Raw genomic sequence first — 20,552 nt, forward strand, 5'->3', positions numbered from 1 at the left:
GGAGTGAGAATCGATGTTGAGTTCATTATATTTGCGCAAGGAAGGGCTCTCCCGCAGACTGTCCAGCTGGGATCAGACCGGGGGCAACCGGGATTTCATCGTTATCGGAGCCGGCCATACGGCAGCCATCGCTGAAATTGAAGGCTCGGGCATCATCCAGCATATCTGGATGACGATAGCCGCTAAAAATAAATATGCGTTCCGCAAAGTGTTGGTCCGCATGTACTGGGATGGAGAGGAAGAGCCTAGTGTGGAATCGCCGGTAGGCGATTTCTTCGGGGTCGGCCACGGGGTAGCCAGCCACTATGTCTCCATGCCGCTCAATATGATTACGACCCAGGGGGTTGTTGAGGACAAGGCGGCGATGAACTGTTTTTTTGAAATGCCGTTCCGCAGCAGCGCACGGATCGAGATTATCAACGAATGTGAAGATGAGATGGTACTTTATTTCTATGTCGATTATGTGGAGAAGCAGATCCCGGAGGACAGCTTCTACTTTCACGCTTCCTGGCGCAGGGAGAATCCTACCCGGGGGACGGTCGATCTGGCGGCCTTAAAGCTGGAGCATGATGGGCAGGACAAGGCTAATTATGCCGACCAGAAAGTGTATGAGCTTAACAATCTGACGGGTGAAGACAACTATGTGATTATGGATGCCGTGGGGGAGGGGCACTACGTCGGCTGTAATCTCAGCATTGATCATTTGAATCCGATGCCGGGCTTCAGCTGGCCGGGAGAAGGGGACGATATGTTCTTCATTGACGGTGAGCCGTGGCCGCCCCGCCTGCATGGCACAGGTACGGAGGATTATTTCTGTGCGGCCTGGGGCTACCCGTCCGGCAAATATGACAGTCCATTTCATGGAGTGTCGTTGTATGCGCCGATTCGCGGCAACGGGGATGCATGGAGAGAGAGCAATACCATCCTGTTCAATGACTACTCCGGCAAAATGACACAATACCGCTTCCATATAGTCGACCCCATTATCTTCCGGGAGTCCCTGCGCTTCAGTATTGAGCACGGTCATGGGAACTCCCAGTCGAATGACTATTCCTCGGTAGCTTATTGGTATCAGCGTGAGCCTCACAAATCTTTCCCGGAGATGCTGCCTGTTAGCCTGCGGCTGCCGCTGCCCGAGAAGGAAAGCGCGAAGCAGTTCTACCGGACTTTCTAAAACAGTTAACTCCGAAGCTCTATTAACGGTCCTCAATTCGGGCCAGCTCGGTGATGGTATAAGAAGAAGCTGTCCGTCACCGGCACCTAGCCAGTAGCTTCTGGTTGACCGTTTTTTATGTTCGCTTTTATGGAAGTTGGTGACCGTGTTCCTTTACTCCTCGATTCTGATTTCATTTATCGAATCTTAAAAAGTTGAAAACGGCAGGGGGATGACCCGGTCCGAGCTGCAGGAGCTGCGCTCCAGGATCGCCTCACCGGATGACCAGTACACGCATATTGGTCTAGCCAATACCTCCCGGCGTATCGAGCTGCTGTTCAGGCGGTTGAGAAAAGCCAAGTCGTGACCAAGTCGGCTCATGTAATTTCTGTTGCAATGAATCCTCATCCCTTCTATGTATCTATAAATCCCAAGATAAAGACGACGGCTTATTCTGTGAATTCAGAATAAGCCGTCGTCTTTTTGATACATGTACTTGTTATTACCATGAAAAACTGGTTTTTCAGTGGCCTCTGGATTCTATCATTTATTCAAGATGATCAGCCATCAGCGCAGGGGTTCCGATGTCAGCATTAAGCTGATTTGTCTCACTTCACCATACTTTCAACTATACATGACCCGTCGATTGGCGGAAAATCGGTTTTGTCTTGACATATGTAACCTGTGGAGGTCTATCGGGATTTTCGATTCTTGAAAGAAGCATTTCGGCAGCTAGAAAACCCATTTCAGATCGATGAATATGGACGGTCGTCAAATGGGGTTCCACGATCCGCGACTCCGGGGCATTTTCGAATCCGCAAACCATAACCTCCTCAGGTATGCGAATATTTAGGTCCTTCAAAATACGAATGACATGAATAGCAATGAAATCGTTGGCACACACGAACGCAGACGGAAGTTTTTTCATGCTTGCTAGTCGCTCCTTAAGCCACTTATAGTCAGCAAAATATCGGTCGTCTTCGAGTATGCAGAATGATTCATTGAGATCGATTCGAGCGTGCTTGTAATTCATCTCGGTAGCTCTCTGAATCACTTTGCTGTGTGTATCGCCCGGTAAGGAGGGATGATTATTCAATGCTTTGGATACAGTATTTCTGGAAAGTCCTAGTGAATCGGCTATATCTTGAATTGTAATTTTCTCTTTGTTCAAAAATAATGGCTCCTTTGGCAGAAGTATTGCGTGCTTGACAAAAATAAATGTAGTATAATTCAATGAAATTGTCGAGTTAAATGTTACAAATGAACATTAATTATATTGCATACAAAGAGTTTTCGTGTTTACATTTTGCGCAAAAATAAACAACTCCCCATTTGTTATATTTTGGATATATCGTGATAAAAGGCTATTATTTCGTTCTTTTAGCAGAAAAACAAATGAATTTTACATAATAAAATAATAAAGCGTTTTAAATATGTACATATGTTTATTTTTATATCTATAAAAAGTCTTGACGATACAATTGTTATATTTTAAATTGAATTTGCTAGGTTGTTGGCAGTGACTTATGGAAGCACTTTCTTTATAGTTTCAAAAAGCATATTTATGTTGTACTAATGAAAACTAAGGGGGAAGAGACATTGCAACAAACAGCATCAATCACAGATAATATAGAATCGGAGGCTCGAAAGCGAACACGCAGCCTTATAGAAAAACTCAGGTACATCAAAACAAACTATTTGCTTACCTGCTTGTCCTGCCGTGAGCCGTAATTGACTATTGTCTTTAAATATTTCCCGATGTATGGTGTTCTGATCGCATTTAAAGATTACAGTTTTCGCAAAGGGCATAGCAAACTATTCGTTCTCTGCAGCCGTGGAGTTGTTTAACACCATCATTAACCTCATCATGCTGTTGTACGGGGATAAGAATGTATGTGTCATCAGAGGTCGCCAAATTGGCGGCTTAAATCCTGTTTCATGAGATATAAAGCTAACAATGATCTTGAATGGGTACGAAGGCTTGCGTCTTTCTTAATTGATCGAAATGGACAATCAAAAGATCGATGAGGTCAATGAACGGCTGCTCTGGATGCGGACGGAAATGAAGAAACCAAATATAATTAAATGATGGGAGCATTTATCAATGAAAATAGATGATGATAAATTACTTCAGTATTATTTGGAACTTAATGGTCCGGATGCCGGAGAATGGAACTCCTCTCCAACATGCATTCACACCCTATTGGCGACAAGGGATTATGTAAAGAAGAAATTTGATGTTTTTGATGAAATCCAGGTATGTAATATTGGGATTGGAACTGGAGGTTGGGACGACTACCTTGGATATTGGCTTAAGGGAAGAGGCAGTTTAACCAGCATTGATATTGACGAAAGTATTTGTGGGATATTCGAGTATAGACAGCAGAGGGAACAGCATCCGAATCCATCGAAGGTTTTATGCAAAAGCATTTTCGATTCCGATTTGCCTCAAGAGGCCTTTGATATTGTAACCCTAATTGGGTCCGCAATTAATGAAACCGGGGACTTCAAGAAATGCTTAGATTCATGCTTTCGTTTAATTAAGCCTGGAGGACATGTGATGTTTATGGCAGGTTTAAAATATACGCCCTTTGAAATGTTGGAAGAATATGCAAGTCATACTAAATATCAAATTATGCAAAACGATTTATACGAAGCCTTTCCTGAATATCCGTTTTTCATCAGCAAAATCAGAAAATAGGCGGGGCAGCTATATTTAATCTTGAAACAATCATTCTTCTAATGCATCAGACGGGGGCTCGTGCCTCCGTCTTTTCATCATTTGGCAGGAATTCGGAAGGGCTTTATTCGTGTTTTGTAATTAAAACCTCTTTCTTCTGCGGGAAGTTTGATATTTTAGTTCTTCCCTGTACTTGGCGACTGTTCTGCGTGACAACTCCAGTCCTTCCTTTTTAAGCAGTTCAGTGATCTCCTGATCGGACATTGGGCTCTGCTTATCTTCATTGTCGATAATCTGCTTGATGTGCGCCTTTGCACTCATCGATGAAACGGCATCTCCGTCTTCCGATGCCAGGGCGGAGGTGAAGAAATGCTTGAGTTCGAATAATCCGCGGGGGGTCTGTATGTACTTGTTATTGACCGCACGGCTGACCGTCGATTCATGCAAGCCGGTTATTTCAGCAATCTCCTTTTGGGTGGTTGGTTTGAGAAAATGAATGCCAAGTTCAAAAAAATCGTTCTGCCTGTCAACAATGGCCTGAGCAACTTTCTTAAGGGTTAGTCTGCGCTGTTCAAGACTATTCATAAGCCATAATGCCGTATTCATCTTCTCATGGAAAAACTGCTTGTTTTCTTCCATAGGTATCTCTTTCAGCATTCGCTGGTAAAAGGGGTTGATTTCCACTTTTGGTGCAGTGATATCATTAACCAGTACAAGATACTTGTTGTTTATATACTCAACTGAAATATCAGCTAATATATAATGGTGTTCATTAGCAGCAAACGCTGCTCCTGGACAAGGATTCAGCTTTCGAATCCGGTCGGCGATTTGCTGTACTTCTTGAATGCCTATTCCTAAGGAATTCGAAATTTTTTGTATACGATTACAAGCGAGGTCGGAGAGATGATGATACACGACCGCAGTCAAGTAAGGATCATTCTTACCGGTATGCCGAAGTTGAAGCAAAAGACATTCTTCTAGACTACGAGCGGCGATGCCGGCCGGTTCAAAGCGCTGGACCAGGGTAATCATATTCTCAACCTCATCTACAGAAACGTCAAGTAATCCGGCTGCTGTCATTACATCCAACTCAAGGTAGCCCTTCTCATCTAGATTTCCAATAAGAAACCTTGCAACCCTGCGTTGCGACCGTGACAGCCCGCGAACCCATCCAAGCTGCGCAACCAGATGTTCAAATAAATTATCCGCCGGACTGGCGACAAAATCCAGAAGGTCTACCGGGTTAGCGCTTTTTCCAAATGAAAATTCTTCTGGCTTGCTTATCCTCTCAATGGACATCTCGATCTCAGACAAATCAATGAGCGGATTTTCATTCGCTTGTTCACGAAGATAAGCCATCAAATCAACAGAGGAGTACTGAAGAAGCATGATGGCTTGTCGTAATTCGGGAGTCATAACCAGCTTGTTTGTCTGCTCTTGCTGTAATCGGAATCGCATCATGTAATTCAACCCCTTTCTAAAGTCAATAAATGGTATCATTTATATATATTCGGAAAGATTATGCAATTTTCCTGCCAAAACCTTGTGCAGGTAAAGAATTATTATCTGCTTCTTATAAACCTGTTCAGAGTGGAGGGACAACGTGAAACGGATTGATCAGATATTAGCGTATATTGCTGATTGCACAAAGAAACTGTCGGAAGAGGCTTTGCTTGCAGGTGATGGGATTACTGCTGAGGAAATAGCTGCTCATCAGGAGATGCTTAGAAATAATGTGAGTAAAGAGCTTAATAGTCTTCTACGCGCTGATTTGATTATTAAAATCAAAGGAAGACCTGTCAAGTTTTTGCACAAGCAGGTGATTGAGGAGACCTTCCGGGTTCAGCTTAAAGAAAAACAAATAGAAGTTAACAGTATTAAGGAGTTGATGCTGCCTGGTGAACAGGTAGACCCGTTTCACACTTTGATAGGATTCATGGGCAGTATGAGAAACCAGGTTGAGCAGGGAAAAGCGGCCATACTATACCCGCCTAAGGGCCTGCACACGCTGATTGTAGGGCAGACAGGCGTGGGGAAAACGATGTTTGCGAGGTTAATGTACAATTATGGGAAGCACATGAAGCGATTCCCGGAGCAAGCGCCATTTATCGTATTTAACTGCGCTGATTATTATAATAACCCCCAACTGCTGCTCTCCCACATTTTTGGTCATGTAAAAGGGGCGTTCACCGGAGCTGACCAGGAAAAGGCGGGGCTGGTGGAGAAAGCCGATGGAGGAATCCTGTTTTTGGATGAGATACACCGTTTGCCTCCGGAAGGCCAGGAAATGATTTTTTATTTCATGGATACGCACAGCTACAATAAATTGGGAGAGTCAGAGCGCAAGCGGAATGCGAATGTATTGCTGATCGGCGCTACAACCGAAGATCCCGGTTCCTCCTTGCTGAAAACCTTTATCCGGCGGATACCCATTACGATCAATATTCCTAACTTTCAGGAACGTACCATGGAAGAGCGGTTAATGATTCTGAAGCATTTGTTCACTAACGAGGCTCATCGGGTAAATAAATCGCTCCGGGTTGAGGCTGAGGTCGTTAAAGCACTCATCGGCAGTGTAACCTACGGGAATATTGGCCAGTTAAAATCCAGCATTCAGCTTGTTTGCGCCAAAGGATTTTTGAACAGCATTCATGAGAATCAGGAAGAAATAGAACTGGACTTCAAAATCTTGCCGGGCAACATTAGAGAAGGTTTATTTAATATCGGGAGAAACCGCAAGGAAATGGACGAAATGAGCGGTATCATCTCTCATCTGTACGTTACTCCTGAGGGAAGTAAAGGGGACGATGAGGAAGATGCTTCCGAACCACCGTTTAACCTCTATAAGCTTATTGAAGATAAGATTGAGCTGTTGAAGGAAGAAGGGTTCGACGATGGCTATATCAATAAATTCATTACTACAGATGTCAATATCCATATTAAAGGCTTCTATAACCGGTTCTATAACATTAAGGGAGGGCGAGACAGGATCCTCAAAATCGTAGACAAGGAGATCCTGGACTTTTCAGAAGAGGTACAGGCTATGCTGGAAAAAGAACTGAAGCGGAATTACAGCAAAAGGTTCGTTTATGCATTCAGCCTGCATATGAGCTCTTTTTTAAAGCGAATTAGAGAAAAGAAATATGTGGTGAAACAAATGTATAAGCCGGTGGATGACAAGGACGAAGAACACAGATTGGCGCTGATTATCAAGGACATGATCGAATCCTATTTCGGGATCAGTGTTCCCGATGCCGAGATTACATATGTGGCGATTCTACTGAGATCTGTGGAAGAGGAGCATCAGGGAAATGTGGGGATAATTGTAGCTGCCCATGGAAACAGCACTGCAACCAGCATCGTCGATGTAGTCAACAACTTGCTGGGCAGCTCCTATATTTCTGCGGTGGATATGCCCCTGGATGTAAGTCCGAGGGAAGTACTCGAGATTATTGTCGAGAAAGTAAAGAGCATTGACAATGGCCGGGGCGTATTGCTGCTTGTAGACATGGGCTCCTTGCTCAATCTTGAAGCTACCATTATGGAACGTGTCGGGGTCAAGGTCAGAACCATTGATATGGTATCTACCCCGCTCACACTAGAGGCAGTGCGAAAAGCGAGTATTTTCGACATGGATGTAGAGGGGATTTACCAATCTCTTAAGGATTTTCGTGGATATAACAACGGTACCGCCATAGTGAAGGCGGAGGCGGATAGCAACAGGGTAATCGTAACGGTTTGTTCTTCCGGCAAAGGCGCTGCGGTAAAACTAAAGGAATTTGTAGAGAAGATTGTTTACGATTTGACGGAGGAGAGGGTTCTCGTTGTACCGGTAAAAGTCAGGGAGCTGGATAAAGTGGTAAAAGACTTGCGGACCAAGCATACGATTCTTGCCGTGGTTGGAGTAAAGCGGTCTAGTGATCCGCATGTCCCGTTTATTCCTTTGGAACAATTGATCGAAGCAAGCGGCGAGCAGGCATTGAGAGAGCTGTTATTGAACAATCATTTCCCAATTGTACCTGCTGAAGAAAGTGTGGTCGTTAGAGATATCTGTGAGAATACTCTGAAGGAGTTCATGACGTATCTGAATCCCCACAAAATTTTGGGGATGTTGATGAAATTTATTCAAAAGCTCGAAGAAGAACTGGAATTCAATTTTAATTATGCGCTGCAAGTGCAAATAGCCGTTCATATGGCTCATGCCTTGGAGCGCATGGTCATCCATGACGGGTTAGTGTACCGGGGGGATGTGAATTTATTTGATCAGCGCTTACTGGTTGCGGTGAACTATTCCTGTGAAATATTTGTTAGTGGTATTAACCTGGTACTGACTGAGGACGAAAAGTATTATATTTGCGAAATGTTGAGCGAAGAATATATTGGTATTGCCTAGCAGCTGGGAAAGTGTATAAAACGCTCACAAAAGTGTATCAATGATGGAGGGTATGAAAATAAGCACCTGGCAACTTAAGACCCAAATCCCTGTAGCTTAGGGGATTTGGGTCTTTTTCAATTGAAGACTGAAGCATACAGATGTTTGGCACGAGTCTTGCATAATAATATAGGCGAAGGAAACATTGAGGGGGTGAAACAAATGATAGGAGTTATAGTAGGCACACACGGGAAATTTTCCGAAGAAATCCTAAGATCAACGGAGATGGTCTTCGGCCAACTGGAGAATGTGGTAGGTGTGACGTTCGAACCTGGTGAAAGTGTCAGTGGACTTGTTGAGAAATATAAAGCGGCAATGGAAACGATTGATTGGACGGATGGACTGATCTTTCTTGTTGATCTGTTTGGGGGTAGTCCATACAATGCGGCCAGCCGCTTAGCGTCCGTTCATGAAAATATGGACATTGTAACCGGAGTAAACCTGCCAATGATCGTAGATTTGCTCACGAACAGAGCATTAGAGGAGGAGAATCTGAGTGATCTGGCAATCCGTGCGGGTCAGGATTCAATGATGTCTTATCGTGTTATCCGAGGTATCCAGATAGAGGAGGATTTGTAAATGGAAATTTCATTTGTTCGGGTTGATGACCGTCTGATCCATGGTCAGGTGGCAACGGTGTGGGTGAAAGAAACAAAGTGTAATAAAATCATCGCTGTGAGTGATGAGGTTGCCGCTGATACGCTGCGCAAAACCTTATTGCTGCAAGTATCCCCGCCTGGAATCAAAGCTTATGTAGTCACGATTGACAAGGCAATTGAAGCGTACAATAACCCCAAGTACAACGACTTCAAGACCTTATTTTTGTTTACCAACCCGACTGATGTGCTGCGGGTTGTGGAAGGAGGGGTACCATTTACATCGGTGAATGTAGGCGGTATGTGCTTTAAAGAAGGAAAAAAACAGATTACCGGAGCTGTGTCCATAGATAAACAGGATGTGGACGCATTCAGGAAACTCCACGAAAAGGGCATTGAGCTGGAAATTAGAAAAGTGGCCAGTGATCCGAAAATCAATTTGATGAACAAACTTCAGGAAGTACAGTTCTGATAGTAGATTGATATAAAGGAGGGGTTAATGCATGAGTGTTTTTGAAATCGTAATGGTAACGCTGGTTGCGGCCATTTGCGGGATGGGAAGTGTGCTGGACGAAGGACAGACTCATCGGCCTTTGGTTGCATGCACCTTGATTGGTTTGGTCCTGGGTGATCTCAAAACGGGCATTATTCTTGGCGGTACGCTGGAATTGATGGCTTTGGGCTGGATGAATGTGGGGGCGTCAATGGCTCCGGATGCTGCTTTGGCGAGTGTGGTTTCGACTATATTGGTTATTGTCGGACATCAGTCGATTGGTGCCGGGATTGCTGTTGCAATTCCGATTGCGGCTGCAGGGCAAGTGTTAACGATATTTGTAAGAACGATTACCGTATTCTTTCAACACTTGGCGGATAAATATGCCGAGTCAGCAAATTTTAAAGGCATAGAATTATGTCACTTTATAGCTCTCCTTCTTCAAGGGTTACGCGTTGCTCTACCTGCCGTATTGGTAGCAATTGCTGCAGAAACCGGCCTGGTTACAGAACTGCTAAATGCAATTCCGGAAGTTGTTACAAGAGGGCTGCAAATTGCAGGCGGTTTCATTGTGGTTGTAGGTTATGCGATGGTGATAAATATGATGTCGGCCAAATATCTTATGCCCTTCTTCTTCCTGGGATTTGTCGTTGCCGCATTCACGAACATCAATCTGCTTGGCTTCGGGATCGTAGGAGCTGTGCTGGCTCTGCTATACATCCAGCTCAGTCCGAAATATAATCTGCGGAACGATAAAACGGCGGAAATTGAAGAGTTATAAGTAAATTTTTGATGGAAGAAGGGGAGTACAATGGAAGAAAAGAGGCTGACCAATAACGACTTAAACAAAATGTTTGTCCGTTCATGGTTCCTGCTTGGCTCTTTCAATTTTGAGCGAATGCAGTCGATTGGCTTTTGCGTTACCTTAATTCCGGCGATTAAGCGGCTGTACAGCAAGAAAGAGGATCAAAAAGAAGCTTTAAAGCGGCATTTGGAATTCTTTAACACTCAACCGTTTATTTCTGCACCCATTATGGGTGTGACTGCGGCGATGGAAGAGCAGAAAGCGAATGGCCAACCGATCGACAATGCCACCATCAGCGGTGTGAAAGTCGGTTTAATGGGGCCCTTGGCTGGGGTTGGCGACCCTATTTTTTGGGGGACTATACGTCCGGTTTTGGCCGCGCTTGGAGCTTCTATTGCTTTATCTGGAAGCATCATCGGCCCTGTACTCTTTTTCCTGCTCTTTAACGTCCTTCGTCTGGCAACTAAATGGTACGGTCTGAAATACGGTTACCGGAAAGGGACGGAGATTGTTTCCGACATGTCAGGTAATCGGTTACAAAAACTCACGGAATCGGCTTCTATCTTAGGACTCTTTGTTATGGGTGCACTTGTATCCAAATGGACTACCTTGAATGTACCTTTGGAGGTGTCAAGATACACTGGTTCGGATGGGAAAGAAGTTGTCACCACTGTACAAATGATTTTGGATCAATTAATGCCCGGGCTGCTACCACTCTTGCTGACCTTCCTTTGCATGAGACTGCTCAAAAAGAAAGTGAATGCTATAGCTCTGATCTTTGCTCTGTTCGCAATAGGTATTATTGGATATGCTCTCGGTGTCTTGGCTTGAATAATTCCTGTCCGGTCAAGGAGGATATCCCTGACCGGGATGTCCTTTCAATGTCTGTAAGCGCTTTATCTTAATTTATGAAATTTTAAAAGGGAAGTGAAAAAATGAGGAGAAAAAATATTAATCGGGTTTGTTCTTTAGTCCTTGGAATCATCATCTTATTATCTTTTACACCAGTATCGAAAGCGTTTGCATCAGATCCAGGCTATTATCAGGAAACGTACCGGAATCAATTTCATTTTTCTCCCGAGGCTAACTGGATGAACGATCCCAATGGGATGGTTTATTATGAGGGTGAATACCATTTGTTTTACCAGTATCATCCATACGGAACAAAATGGGGTTCACTACATTGGGGGCATGCAGTGAGTAGTGACCTTGTTCATTGGGAACATCTCCCCGTTGCACTCTCTCCCGATATCCACGGACAAATTTTTTCCGGAAGCATTGTAGTCGACTGGGGAAATACGGCCGGATTTGGAAAGGAAGCAATGGTAGCTCTCTTTACTCATGCAGGTGATAAGGGTCAAGTTCAAAGCATCGCTTACAGCTTGGACAAAGGAAGAACATGGGATATGTATGAAGGCAATCCTGTAATGTCTGATCCTCCCGCCGCTGATTGGCGTGATCCCAAAGTGTTTTGGCATGAAGGATCCAATCAATGGGTGATGTCGTTAGTTGCTAACAACAAGGCGATGTTCTATACTTCACCCAATTTAAAAAATTGGACTTATGCCAGTGAATTTGGCCCGGATGGTGGAATTCAGGCCAATAGTCTGGATTCAACTTCTTACGCGATTTCTCCGCAAGGAGGTGGGTCTTTCAACTATGAGGGCGACATTACCCTCAATGCAAAAAATGGCCGGGAAGGATCAGGAGGGCTGGTTTTTCGTTCTGATAAGCAGGCGGCCAACGGTTATGTGGTAAATCTGGATGCCAAAAATGATCGCGTGACTTTAACCAAAAATAGGAATGGAGAAAGTCTGGAAATTGCGGCCACTTCTTGGCGCCTGGATACTTCATCTACCTATCATTTACGAATTACAACAAATCGAAATCAAATTCAGGTTTTTGTAAACGACCAATCGGCTATCGACCAAACAGATGATGAATTTGCATACGGCTACTATGGGCTAACCGCATGGAATTCAACAGCCTCTTTTCGAAATGTGAAATTCAGTAATACATCAGACTTTGTGACCAATTTGTCAAAATGGACCGCTGTTAGTGGTTCCTGGGAAGACACCTTAGAAGGAATGAGGGGGACTTCCGCACAGAATTCATATGTAATGAGCGGGCAAACCGGGGAGGACTTTCGATATCAGGCGAACATTAAATTATCGGATGGAGGAGATGAAGCAGGCTCGCTTGTTTTCCGGGCAGATGCAGGAGCAAGAAATGGATATGTGGCGAATCTCGACGTTCACAACGATAAGATAAAATTGATGAAGCTTGAGGACGGGAAGCAATCAGTTCTGGCTGAGGCCACTGTATCTCTCGATACGTATTCCAGTTATCCTTTAGAAGTGAGGACTTATGGAGAGAATATAAAGGTATATGTGAATGGAAAACTTACTCAAGATGTAAATGATTCCACCTTTTCCTCCGGCCTTTTCGGTTTACATCTTGGGAATGCCTCGGGGATCTTCCAGGATGTTCAATTTGGCAAAAACATCCTAACAGAAGAGAATGGAATCCTTAACCATGATTTTGAAACAGGGGATTTGACCGGGTGGACCAATGTGCGGGGGGATGCATTTACCAATAACCATGTAACGGATCAAACAGATTGGTGGGGTGGAGTTTTCAACCAGCAAGGCAAATATCATCTATGGGGGTTTTCTGATCGGCACAAGGGGGATGATGCTACCGGAGAACTGCGTTCATCCTATTTCAAATTGGGCGGCTCTGGGGAGATCAACCTGATGATGGGAGGAGGCAAAGACGTCAACAACCGTTATGTATCGTTAGTCAGAGCATCCGACGATCAGGAATTGCTTCGTCAAGCAAATACGGGATCTGAAGAGGAAACGTATCACAAATACGTATGGGATGCTTCCAGTTATATTGGTGAAGTGTTATATATCAAAGCTGTGGACAACGCGACGGGCAGTTGGGGGCATATCAACCTGGATGATGTCAATGTTTATAATGAAGGGTCTATACCGGAAAACGCTGACAAAGTAGCACAAGAGCCGGAGAAAGACAAGTCAGCACAAAGCGGCCTCATTACGGATTGGTCTGCCATCTCAGGTTCGTGGATACCTTCTACAAACGGAAGTATAGGCGGTGTATGGGAATGCCCTACATTAATTGAATTGCCTGTAGATGGCAACCCTGAACACAAGAAATGGGTTCTGCAGATAAGTATCAATCCGGGAGCACCGGCAGGCGGATCAGGAATGCAATATTTTGTAGGAAGCTTTGATGGGAAAACCTTCACCAATGAGAATTCTTCCGATAAAATATTATGGTCCGATTACGGAGCCGATTATTATGCCGCCGTGGAGTGGAATGGAATTGAAGGGGCGAATGGCGAGAAATACTGGGCTGGCTGGATGAGTAACTGGTCTTATGCTGAAAGTACTCCCACTTCAACATGGAGAGGCTCTTTGTCACTGCCGCGAACGGTGGAGCTGACCCAGACAGAGGAGGGATTACGGTTAAAACAAACACCTGTTTCCCTGGCCGGCATTCGTGAAAAAACTAAAGAGGCCTCATATACAAATGAAAAGATAAATGGAGAAAGCGACCTCCTGTCCAACTTTTCTGACGACACATTTGAAATGATCGCCGAGTTTGATCTGTCCAAGACCCAAGCAACCGAGTTTGGTTTCAAGGTTCGTAAAGGAAATGATGAATATACAACAGTCGGGTATGATGTCTACAAAGAAAAGCTGTTCGTTGACCGTGCGAATTCCGGGAGTTATAAGTTTGGACCTGACATCGCAGACAAACATGAAGGCCCGCTGAAGGCTTCAAACGGTACGGTGAAAATGCATGTTTTTGTTGACCGCTCGGCACTGGAGGTGTTCGGGAATAATGGGGAAACAGTGATAACCGACCAAATATTCCCGGGCCCTTCGAGCAATGGTCTGCAAATCTACAGCAAGAACGGGAATGTGAAATTAAAGTCTTTACAAATATTTTCGTTAAAGAGTATCTGGAAAGAACCCCTTTCTCTTGCTTCACTACTGACAGGTTGGACGACGATTAGCGGCAATTGGGCGGATACTATCCATGGAAAACAGGGGCAGAGCGTAGGGGATGCGTTTATTCTGTCCAGTGAGGTTGGAGGGAACTTTTTTTATGAGGCGGACATTAAAGTGCCTGATACAGATTCTCACCCCGATGATCCTGAAAAAGATAACATAGGAAATCCCATCGGCGCTGGTGCCTTGGTCTTCCGTTCAGACCCTACGGCGAAAAATGCGTATGCAATTAATGTGGATGTACGGAATAATGCGGTCAAGCTCATAAAATTTGTTGACGGGATCAGAAGTGAACTTGTCATCTATACCAATGACGGAAAGCTGAAGCTGCGGACGAATCAGGATTATAACCTCAAAGTTGCAGCTGTCGGGGATTCCATAAAGGCTTATTTGGACGGCCAATTGGTGATTGATACCAGAGATCAAAGCTATACACGAGGATATTTTGGCTTAAATGTAGGGGATACAACAGCATACTTTAAAAATATTCGAAAAACAGGTTACGATTCCAGCTCTTCCGGTGACAATATTGAGAAGAACAAGGACAGCAACAGCAAGGCGGTTAAGCAGCCGTCCACCGCAACCATTCCGGTTTCAATTATTCCAGGCAGATTGGAGTATGCTCCGGGTGTTACGCAAAAGGCTGATGGCAGGAAAGAAGCCATAGTGGCCGTGGATGATCTCACTTTACTTAAAGCAATGCCAGAGAAAGAAGGTATTGCAATAACTTTGCATGTACGGGCTAACGGGGCTGATGTGGTAAGTGTTGAACTGACCGGCATGGCCGCTAAGCTTTGGAAAGAGCATCGAACTCTGGATCTTAAGGTGATTACGGAACTGGGGACATATACCCTTCCGGCCAGCATGGTGAATAGGGATGCCACACCTTCCGATAGCATGCCAGGGCTGCGAATAACGTTAGCCAAGGCAACAATGAAGCAAAATGCTGCTATCCAAGAAGCGGCTGCAAAAGCGGGAGCAACCGTGGGAACGACTCCTGTCGACTTCAAGGTTGAAGCAGTAACAGGCAGTACGACAACCGCTCTTGATTTCGGTGATACCTATGTGAGCCGGACACTTCCGCTTTCTTTAGCGATGGACCCCGATCGTTCCACTGCAGTCCGCTACGATGAAGCCGGAGGGAAACTTGTCTTTGTGCCGAGCATTTTCCGGGCTGGAGATGATGGAGCATCCGTTGAAATAAAGCATAATTCCAATGGTGTGTATACCGTTGCCAACAGCAGCCCGGTCTTCGCTGATTTGCCAGCCGGGTACTGGGGCAAAGCGGACATCGAACTGCTTGCGGCAAAAGGAATTGTTGCCGGTTCGGTAAAGGGAATATTTGAGCCATCCAGGCCTGTTACCCGGGCCGAATTTTCCACCATGCTTGTTCGTGCACTTGGGCTTGAAGAACGGGAGACTCCAGTCTTTAAGGATACAGTCAAGGATTCATGGTACGGCGGATACCTCAGTGCAGCCTATTCAGCCGGGCTGGTCAAAGGTTATGAAGACGGGGCCTTTCGTCCGGAATCGGGCATTAGCCGACAGGAAATAGCTATACTTGTCCATCAAGCACTGCAATATACCGGGCATTTCTCAGTCAGCAGCAAATCCGGGCAAAAGCTGGACAGATATGCCGACCGGTCATCTATTTCAGTCTGGGCGCAAAATGCAGTAGCCGAAGTGACAGCTCTGGGCATAACGCAGGGCATGGACACGGGACACTTTGAGCCGCATGCAACAGCTACCCGCGCTGAAGCGGTAGCGATAATTAAACGTTTGCTTCAAAAAATTGAATTTATCAACAATTAGGCAATATGAATCAGGTCCCCGGACTCCTAGTGCAATGCGCATGAGGACCGGGGACTTATTATGTAAAAATGCCTTGTATAAGTAATTCGCTTATTTCATAAAAAATACTTAAAAATGCTTAATAAAAATCGCTTAATCGCTTATAATGAATATTAAGGAGAGGAGGGCTTTATATTAACCAAGAAGAACGACTTTTTAAAATTTTAGAGTATCTCCAAAGCCGTAACCAATTATCAAACTCGGAAATTTGTGATTTATTGAATATCTCGAGGGATACGGCAAGACGGGATATTATTAAGCTGGTTCATGAAGGGGGTGTCATCAGGACGCATGGAGGAATCGCCTTACCTTTATTAAAAGAAGAAATAAAAGCCTACAAGGAACGTGTAACCTCAGCAACAAAGCAAAAGATGCTCATTGCAAAAGCAGCTTCCGCACACCTTGCTAACGGAGATGTTTGTTTCATGGATGTCTCGACGACCATTCAACTGCTCTGTGGGCAACTGGACAAGAACGTTACGGTTTATACACACTCGCTGGATAATGCAGAAGCCTTGTCAGCAAAAAGTGAGATTAATATAAATTTGCTCGGGGGCAAATTCAATCATGAAAATCGTTTTTTTTATGACCACGACACGGCTATGCAGTTGAATGATGTTTTTTTTGACAAAGCTTTTTTAGGCGCTGCCGCCATTATGGAAGACGGAGTGTATTTTGCCAACCGTGATGATGCTTTCATTAAAAAGCTCGTATCAAGACGTGCCAGGGAAGTTTTTTTATTGGCAGATTCGAAAAAATTCAATTTAACAAGCCCATTTAAAGGACTCGATTTTTCCGAAATTGATATTTTAATTACAAATCAGGGGACACCGGAACATTCATTATTGATGTTGCAGGAAAGCGGGGTAGAAATTATCAAGGTGCTTGAGGAAGAACAGTAAAAAATAGTCGTAAGGGAGCCATAAGCGATGATAAAAGCAATCTTTAGCGATATTGACGGGACGTTGTTAAATTCCAGACATCAAATTACAGCTGAAACCAAAAATACGATCCAAAAAGTAATGGAAAGAAATATCCCTTTTGTTCTCGTTTCAGCGAGAATGCCAAGCAGCATTTTTTCTCTTCAGCAAGAGCTCAAACTTCACGCTCCCGTCATTTGTTACAGTGGTGCTTTAATATTGGACGGCAACAGAGAAATCCTTCATAACATCTGTTTATCGAAACAGAGCATCAAAGGGATATATGATATTGTAGTGGATCATTATCCTTCCATCAGTTTTAACTTGTATGGTCATGACCAGTGGATCGTTGACAGCACTCAAAATCCTTGGGTAATTCAAGAAGCGGATATTATTAATGGATCCCCCATACAGAGGGTGCTCTCCTCATATATTGAAGAAGATCATGATACTCACAAAATTCTATGCATGGGAGATCCCGAAGACATTGAGAGGCTTGCACTACAAATCAAAAAAGAAGTTACGGGTATCAGTATTTATAAATCCAAGGGAACATATCTGGAAATTATGGATGAGATGGTGTCCAAATCGTACGCCATTCAGGAGCTCGAAGGGATATTTGATATTACCTATCGTGAATCAATGGCCATTGGAGACAACTATAATGACATGGACATGATTTTGTACGCAGGACTTGGAATTGCAATGGGAAATGCGCCGGACGAAGTTAAAAAAATTGCCGACAAGATTACGTTAAGCAATGATGAAGACGGTTTGAAAATGGGACTGGAGAAATTTGTTTTGTCTGTTGACTTATAAATTTCACTGCTATTTCTGAGCGCTGAATATTCTAAATAGGAACTAAGACGGTGGAGTGTATGGCAGAGTCTATAACCTTTATTTGAAAAAACAACGAAGGCCCTAATCTACTCGTTTTCGAGAGGTTAGGGCCTTTTTATAGGTGGAAATGGACCAAGGTCGGGTTATAGCCTGGACCATCGTTCAGTACTGGTGACTAACTTTTGGTTTGGGTATAACTGGGCTAACGATGGTTGTGGCTGGAAATGAGGGTATTATACAATTTATGATGGAAGAAAAACCCAAGAAGAGGAGTATATATATGAAACCATCAAATTGTAAAAAGCCCAGACTGGTCATCCTAGCTAGTGTCTTGATCGCAGGCCTAGTCCTGTCATCATCTGGCTTACCTGCTTATGCAGCGGTCACACCAAATAACAATCAGGCCCAAACCCAAAGCTTAGCTGGGAAAGGGACAGCAACCTCTGCAATTCCTCCGATCACAGCTAAATCCGTAGAGGAATTTGCGGATGCTTTTTTTGCCCGCGCTGACGTGAAGAAGAAGCTTACTGGGGCATTGTTTGTAGTTGTAAAGGATGGCAAAGTACTGCTTAACAAAGGATATGGTTACTCAGATGTGGCTTCCAAAACACCAATCCATCCTGACACTACCCGATTTAGAATGGCATCTATCTCCAAGCTATTTACGACTACAGCGGTGATGCAGCTTACCGAACAAGGCAAGATAGACTTGGATCGTGATATCTCTGCGTATATGAATGGAGTTGCAATCCCCAATCAGACAGGCGTTCCCCTTACGACGAAGAACCTGATGACCCACACAACAGGTTATGATTATACTGACTTTTCTGGAAATACTCCAGGTGTTTCTCTCCAGGATTATGTGAAAAATAACGTACCTATGGTAAAAATAAAACCTGGCGAGGCCTACCGGTATGATAATGTGGCTTTTGTACACCAGGGATATATCGTAGAAAATGTAGCTAAAACTGACTTCAATACTTACGTAAAAGAAAACATATTTAAGCCGCTTGGCATGACACATAGTGACTTTTTATTATCGCCACAAGTCCAACAAAATCTTGCAAAAACCTATGATGATGCAGGTAAAGAAATCGCTGTATATCCTAATTATCCTGACGTAGATCCCAGTGGCAGCATGTTCTCTACCGGTAGTGATATGGCCAAATACATGCTCGCTATGTTAGATGGAGGCAAGCTTGGTGATGGCCGCATTTTGAAGGAAAAAACGACAAATACAATGGAAGCCTATCAATACGGTATTAATGACAGACTACCCGTGATGTCTTATGGTTTTGAAGTTATGCATCATCATCTTTTCAATGGTCAGAAGGTCATTGGAAAAGGTGGTGACCTTCCTGGTTATCACTCCTGGCTGTGGATGGTGCCGGAGCAAAAGGTAGGTGCCATGATCATTGTCAACGGTGAAGCGCTGGACCCCCGCGATGAGATATTTGGCTCATTTATGGATCAATTCTATCCTGAACAACATAAGGCTGTTACACCAATTAAATCATCCAAGGAAAGCTTGGCCAAGTTTGAAGGGAGATTTCAAGATTTGAGAATCCCTCTGCTTAATGCAGAAGTGAAAGCGGGTGAGGATGGAACACTTATTATTAAGGATGCAAAGGGAACTCATAAGCTTCAACAACTAGAGGCATTGTTATTTGAGGATGAACAAGGTGTAAAGGCAGGCTTTAAGGCAGATGAGCATGGTGAAATTGAATACATGTATTACAACTATCCGGATAGCTTCCTGAAAAAAATGCCTGTGCAGTCTCCATTCTCTGATGTATCTGCCGATAGTCCCTATGCGGCTTCGATTGACCAATTAAATCAACAGCAATTTCTGAATAAAAATGCCGCGAATTCCTTTAGACCGGAAGAAGCCATGACACGTGGAGAATTTGTGCAGCTGTTGATGAAAGTTGTCGGGCTCCAGCTATCTAAAGACCCAGTAATATTTAAGGATGTAGTAGGGCATGATTTGGCACAAGAGATTCAATCAGCAGTTCTGTATGCAGGGTTAAAAGGGACACAGGATGGCCGCTTTGAGCCAGACCGTGCCATTACCAGACAAGAAGCGGCTTCTATTCTTTGGAGATTCATTCAATCCAATGTATCTGCTCAGGCGCCACAAGCCAAGCTGACGGGAACGTTGCCGGCACCTTGGGCTTCAGAAGCAGTGCAATTTGCAGCCGCTATGCAGCTCTATGGGCCTGAGGTGAAGGTGGATGCTAATGGCGCTGTTGATTATGAGCCAACCCGCCCCATGCTTCGTCAGGAAGCAGCCGTCATGTTTGATACTTTTTGTAAAAAAATTCCGGTATTGTTATACGGAGTGGAAGGTTAATTAGAGAGCTAATCAGAGCGTTACCTAATTATTGAGTTACTCAATCATTGAGTTACTCAGTTCAATACTCAACTCCTTTGTGCTGGTATTAGAGTCACGCACCTTTCTTGTTGGCATGGTTGGTCGCACTTCCATGATACCCAACAAGCAAGGTGTTTTTTTGTCAATACGAGTAAATGTTTTGAATTCACAATGAAGTGTCCGAACGAATTTTGTACAAATAGTAAAAATATAAAATTGTGACTAAGCGTGGTCATTGGAAACAAGCGATCTGATTTCTCTTTAAAAGGAGGCAACATTCCTTTCCGCAATCATAATATTTATCTAATCTTTAGGTTCAGTTTAGAGTGTATAAAGATTGGAACGCTATATTAATACAAATAAGC

The 20,552-nt window shown here is 44.0% G+C and carries 14 protein-coding genes; 12 read left to right on the forward strand and 2 right to left on the reverse strand.

The features are described 5' to 3' along the window. The first annotated feature begins 13 nt into the window (after positions 1-13). Positions 14-1,174 (forward strand): glycoside hydrolase family 172 protein, encoded by a 1,161-nt coding sequence (locus NST99_RS12590; protein ID WP_341092074.1) that lies wholly within the window; start codon positions 14-16, stop codon positions 1,172-1,174. A gap of 211 nt (positions 1,175-1,385) precedes the next feature. After that, entirely contained in the window at positions 1,386-1,520 is a 135-nt protein-coding gene (locus NST99_RS12595) for a hypothetical protein (protein ID WP_341092077.1), read from the forward strand. A 261-nt stretch (positions 1,521-1,781) separates the two neighbouring features. On the opposite strand, the gene NST99_RS12600 is transcribed toward NST99_RS12595, so the two are convergent. After that, on the reverse strand, positions 1,782-2,324 hold the full coding sequence (locus tag NST99_RS12600; RefSeq protein ID WP_341092079.1) for a LacI family DNA-binding transcriptional regulator: 543 nt from the start codon (positions 2,322-2,324) through the stop codon (positions 1,782-1,784). Between the two features lie 933 nt (positions 2,325-3,257). Here NST99_RS12600 and NST99_RS12605 point away from each other — a divergent pair. After that, the gene (locus tag NST99_RS12605) at positions 3,258-3,854 is read left to right on the forward strand and encodes a class I SAM-dependent methyltransferase (protein ID WP_341092080.1); all 597 of its coding nucleotides are present in this window, start codon (positions 3,258-3,260) and stop codon (positions 3,852-3,854) included. 120 nt (positions 3,855-3,974) lie between these two features. On the opposite strand, the gene rpoN is transcribed toward NST99_RS12605, so the two are convergent. Further along, positions 3,975-5,291 (reverse strand): RNA polymerase factor sigma-54, encoded by a 1,317-nt coding sequence (gene rpoN, locus NST99_RS12610; RefSeq protein ID WP_341097633.1) that lies wholly within the window; start codon positions 5,289-5,291, stop codon positions 3,975-3,977. Between the two features lie 145 nt (positions 5,292-5,436). On the opposite strand from rpoN, the gene NST99_RS12615 reads away from it, so the two are divergent. The 9 genes from NST99_RS12615 (at position 5,437) to NST99_RS12655 (ending at position 20,166) form a co-directional block, all read left to right on the forward strand. Beyond that, the gene (locus tag NST99_RS12615; RefSeq protein ID WP_341092081.1) at positions 5,437-8,226 is read left to right on the forward strand and encodes a sigma-54-dependent transcriptional regulator; all 2,790 of its coding nucleotides are present in this window, start codon (positions 5,437-5,439) and stop codon (positions 8,224-8,226) included. 201 nt (positions 8,227-8,427) lie between these two features. Next, positions 8,428-8,844 (forward strand): PTS sugar transporter subunit IIA, encoded by a 417-nt coding sequence (locus tag NST99_RS12620; protein WP_341092083.1) that lies wholly within the window; start codon positions 8,428-8,430, stop codon positions 8,842-8,844. Next, on the forward strand, positions 8,845-9,333 hold the full coding sequence (locus NST99_RS12625) for a mannose/fructose/sorbose PTS transporter subunit IIB (protein ID WP_341092085.1): 489 nt from the start codon (positions 8,845-8,847) through the stop codon (positions 9,331-9,333). It begins immediately after the preceding gene. A gap of 31 nt (positions 9,334-9,364) precedes the next feature. Next, a complete protein-coding gene (locus tag NST99_RS12630; protein WP_341092087.1) occupies positions 9,365-10,135 on the forward strand; it encodes a PTS mannose/fructose/sorbose transporter subunit IIC in 771 nt (256 codons plus the stop codon). A gap of 30 nt (positions 10,136-10,165) precedes the next feature. Then, positions 10,166-10,990 carry a PTS mannose transporter subunit IID gene (gene manZ, locus NST99_RS12635; RefSeq protein ID WP_341092089.1) on the forward strand — a complete coding sequence of 275 codons (825 nt, stop codon included), beginning with the start codon at positions 10,166-10,168 and terminating at the stop codon, positions 10,988-10,990. A 104-nt stretch (positions 10,991-11,094) separates the two neighbouring features. Continuing rightward, positions 11,095-16,014, forward strand: a complete 4,920-nt coding sequence (locus tag NST99_RS12640) for a GH32 C-terminal domain-containing protein (protein WP_341092092.1) — start codon at positions 11,095-11,097, stop codon at positions 16,012-16,014. 173 nt (positions 16,015-16,187) lie between these two features. Further along, on the forward strand, positions 16,188-16,955 hold the full coding sequence (locus NST99_RS12645; RefSeq protein ID WP_341097634.1) for a DeoR/GlpR family DNA-binding transcription regulator: 768 nt from the start codon (positions 16,188-16,190) through the stop codon (positions 16,953-16,955). A gap of 27 nt (positions 16,956-16,982) precedes the next feature. Then, on the forward strand, positions 16,983-17,792 hold the full coding sequence (locus NST99_RS12650; protein ID WP_341092094.1) for a Cof-type HAD-IIB family hydrolase: 810 nt from the start codon (positions 16,983-16,985) through the stop codon (positions 17,790-17,792). Between the two features lie 301 nt (positions 17,793-18,093). Continuing rightward, positions 18,094-20,166: a serine hydrolase gene (locus NST99_RS12655; protein WP_341092096.1), complete on the forward strand. Its 2,073-nt coding sequence runs from the start codon at positions 18,094-18,096 to the stop codon at positions 20,164-20,166. The last annotated feature ends 386 nt before the right edge of the window (positions 20,167-20,552 follow it).

The organism is Paenibacillus sp. FSL L8-0470 (assembly GCF_038008625.1).
GTDB lineage: Bacteria > Bacillota > Bacilli > Paenibacillales > Paenibacillaceae > Paenibacillus_AQ.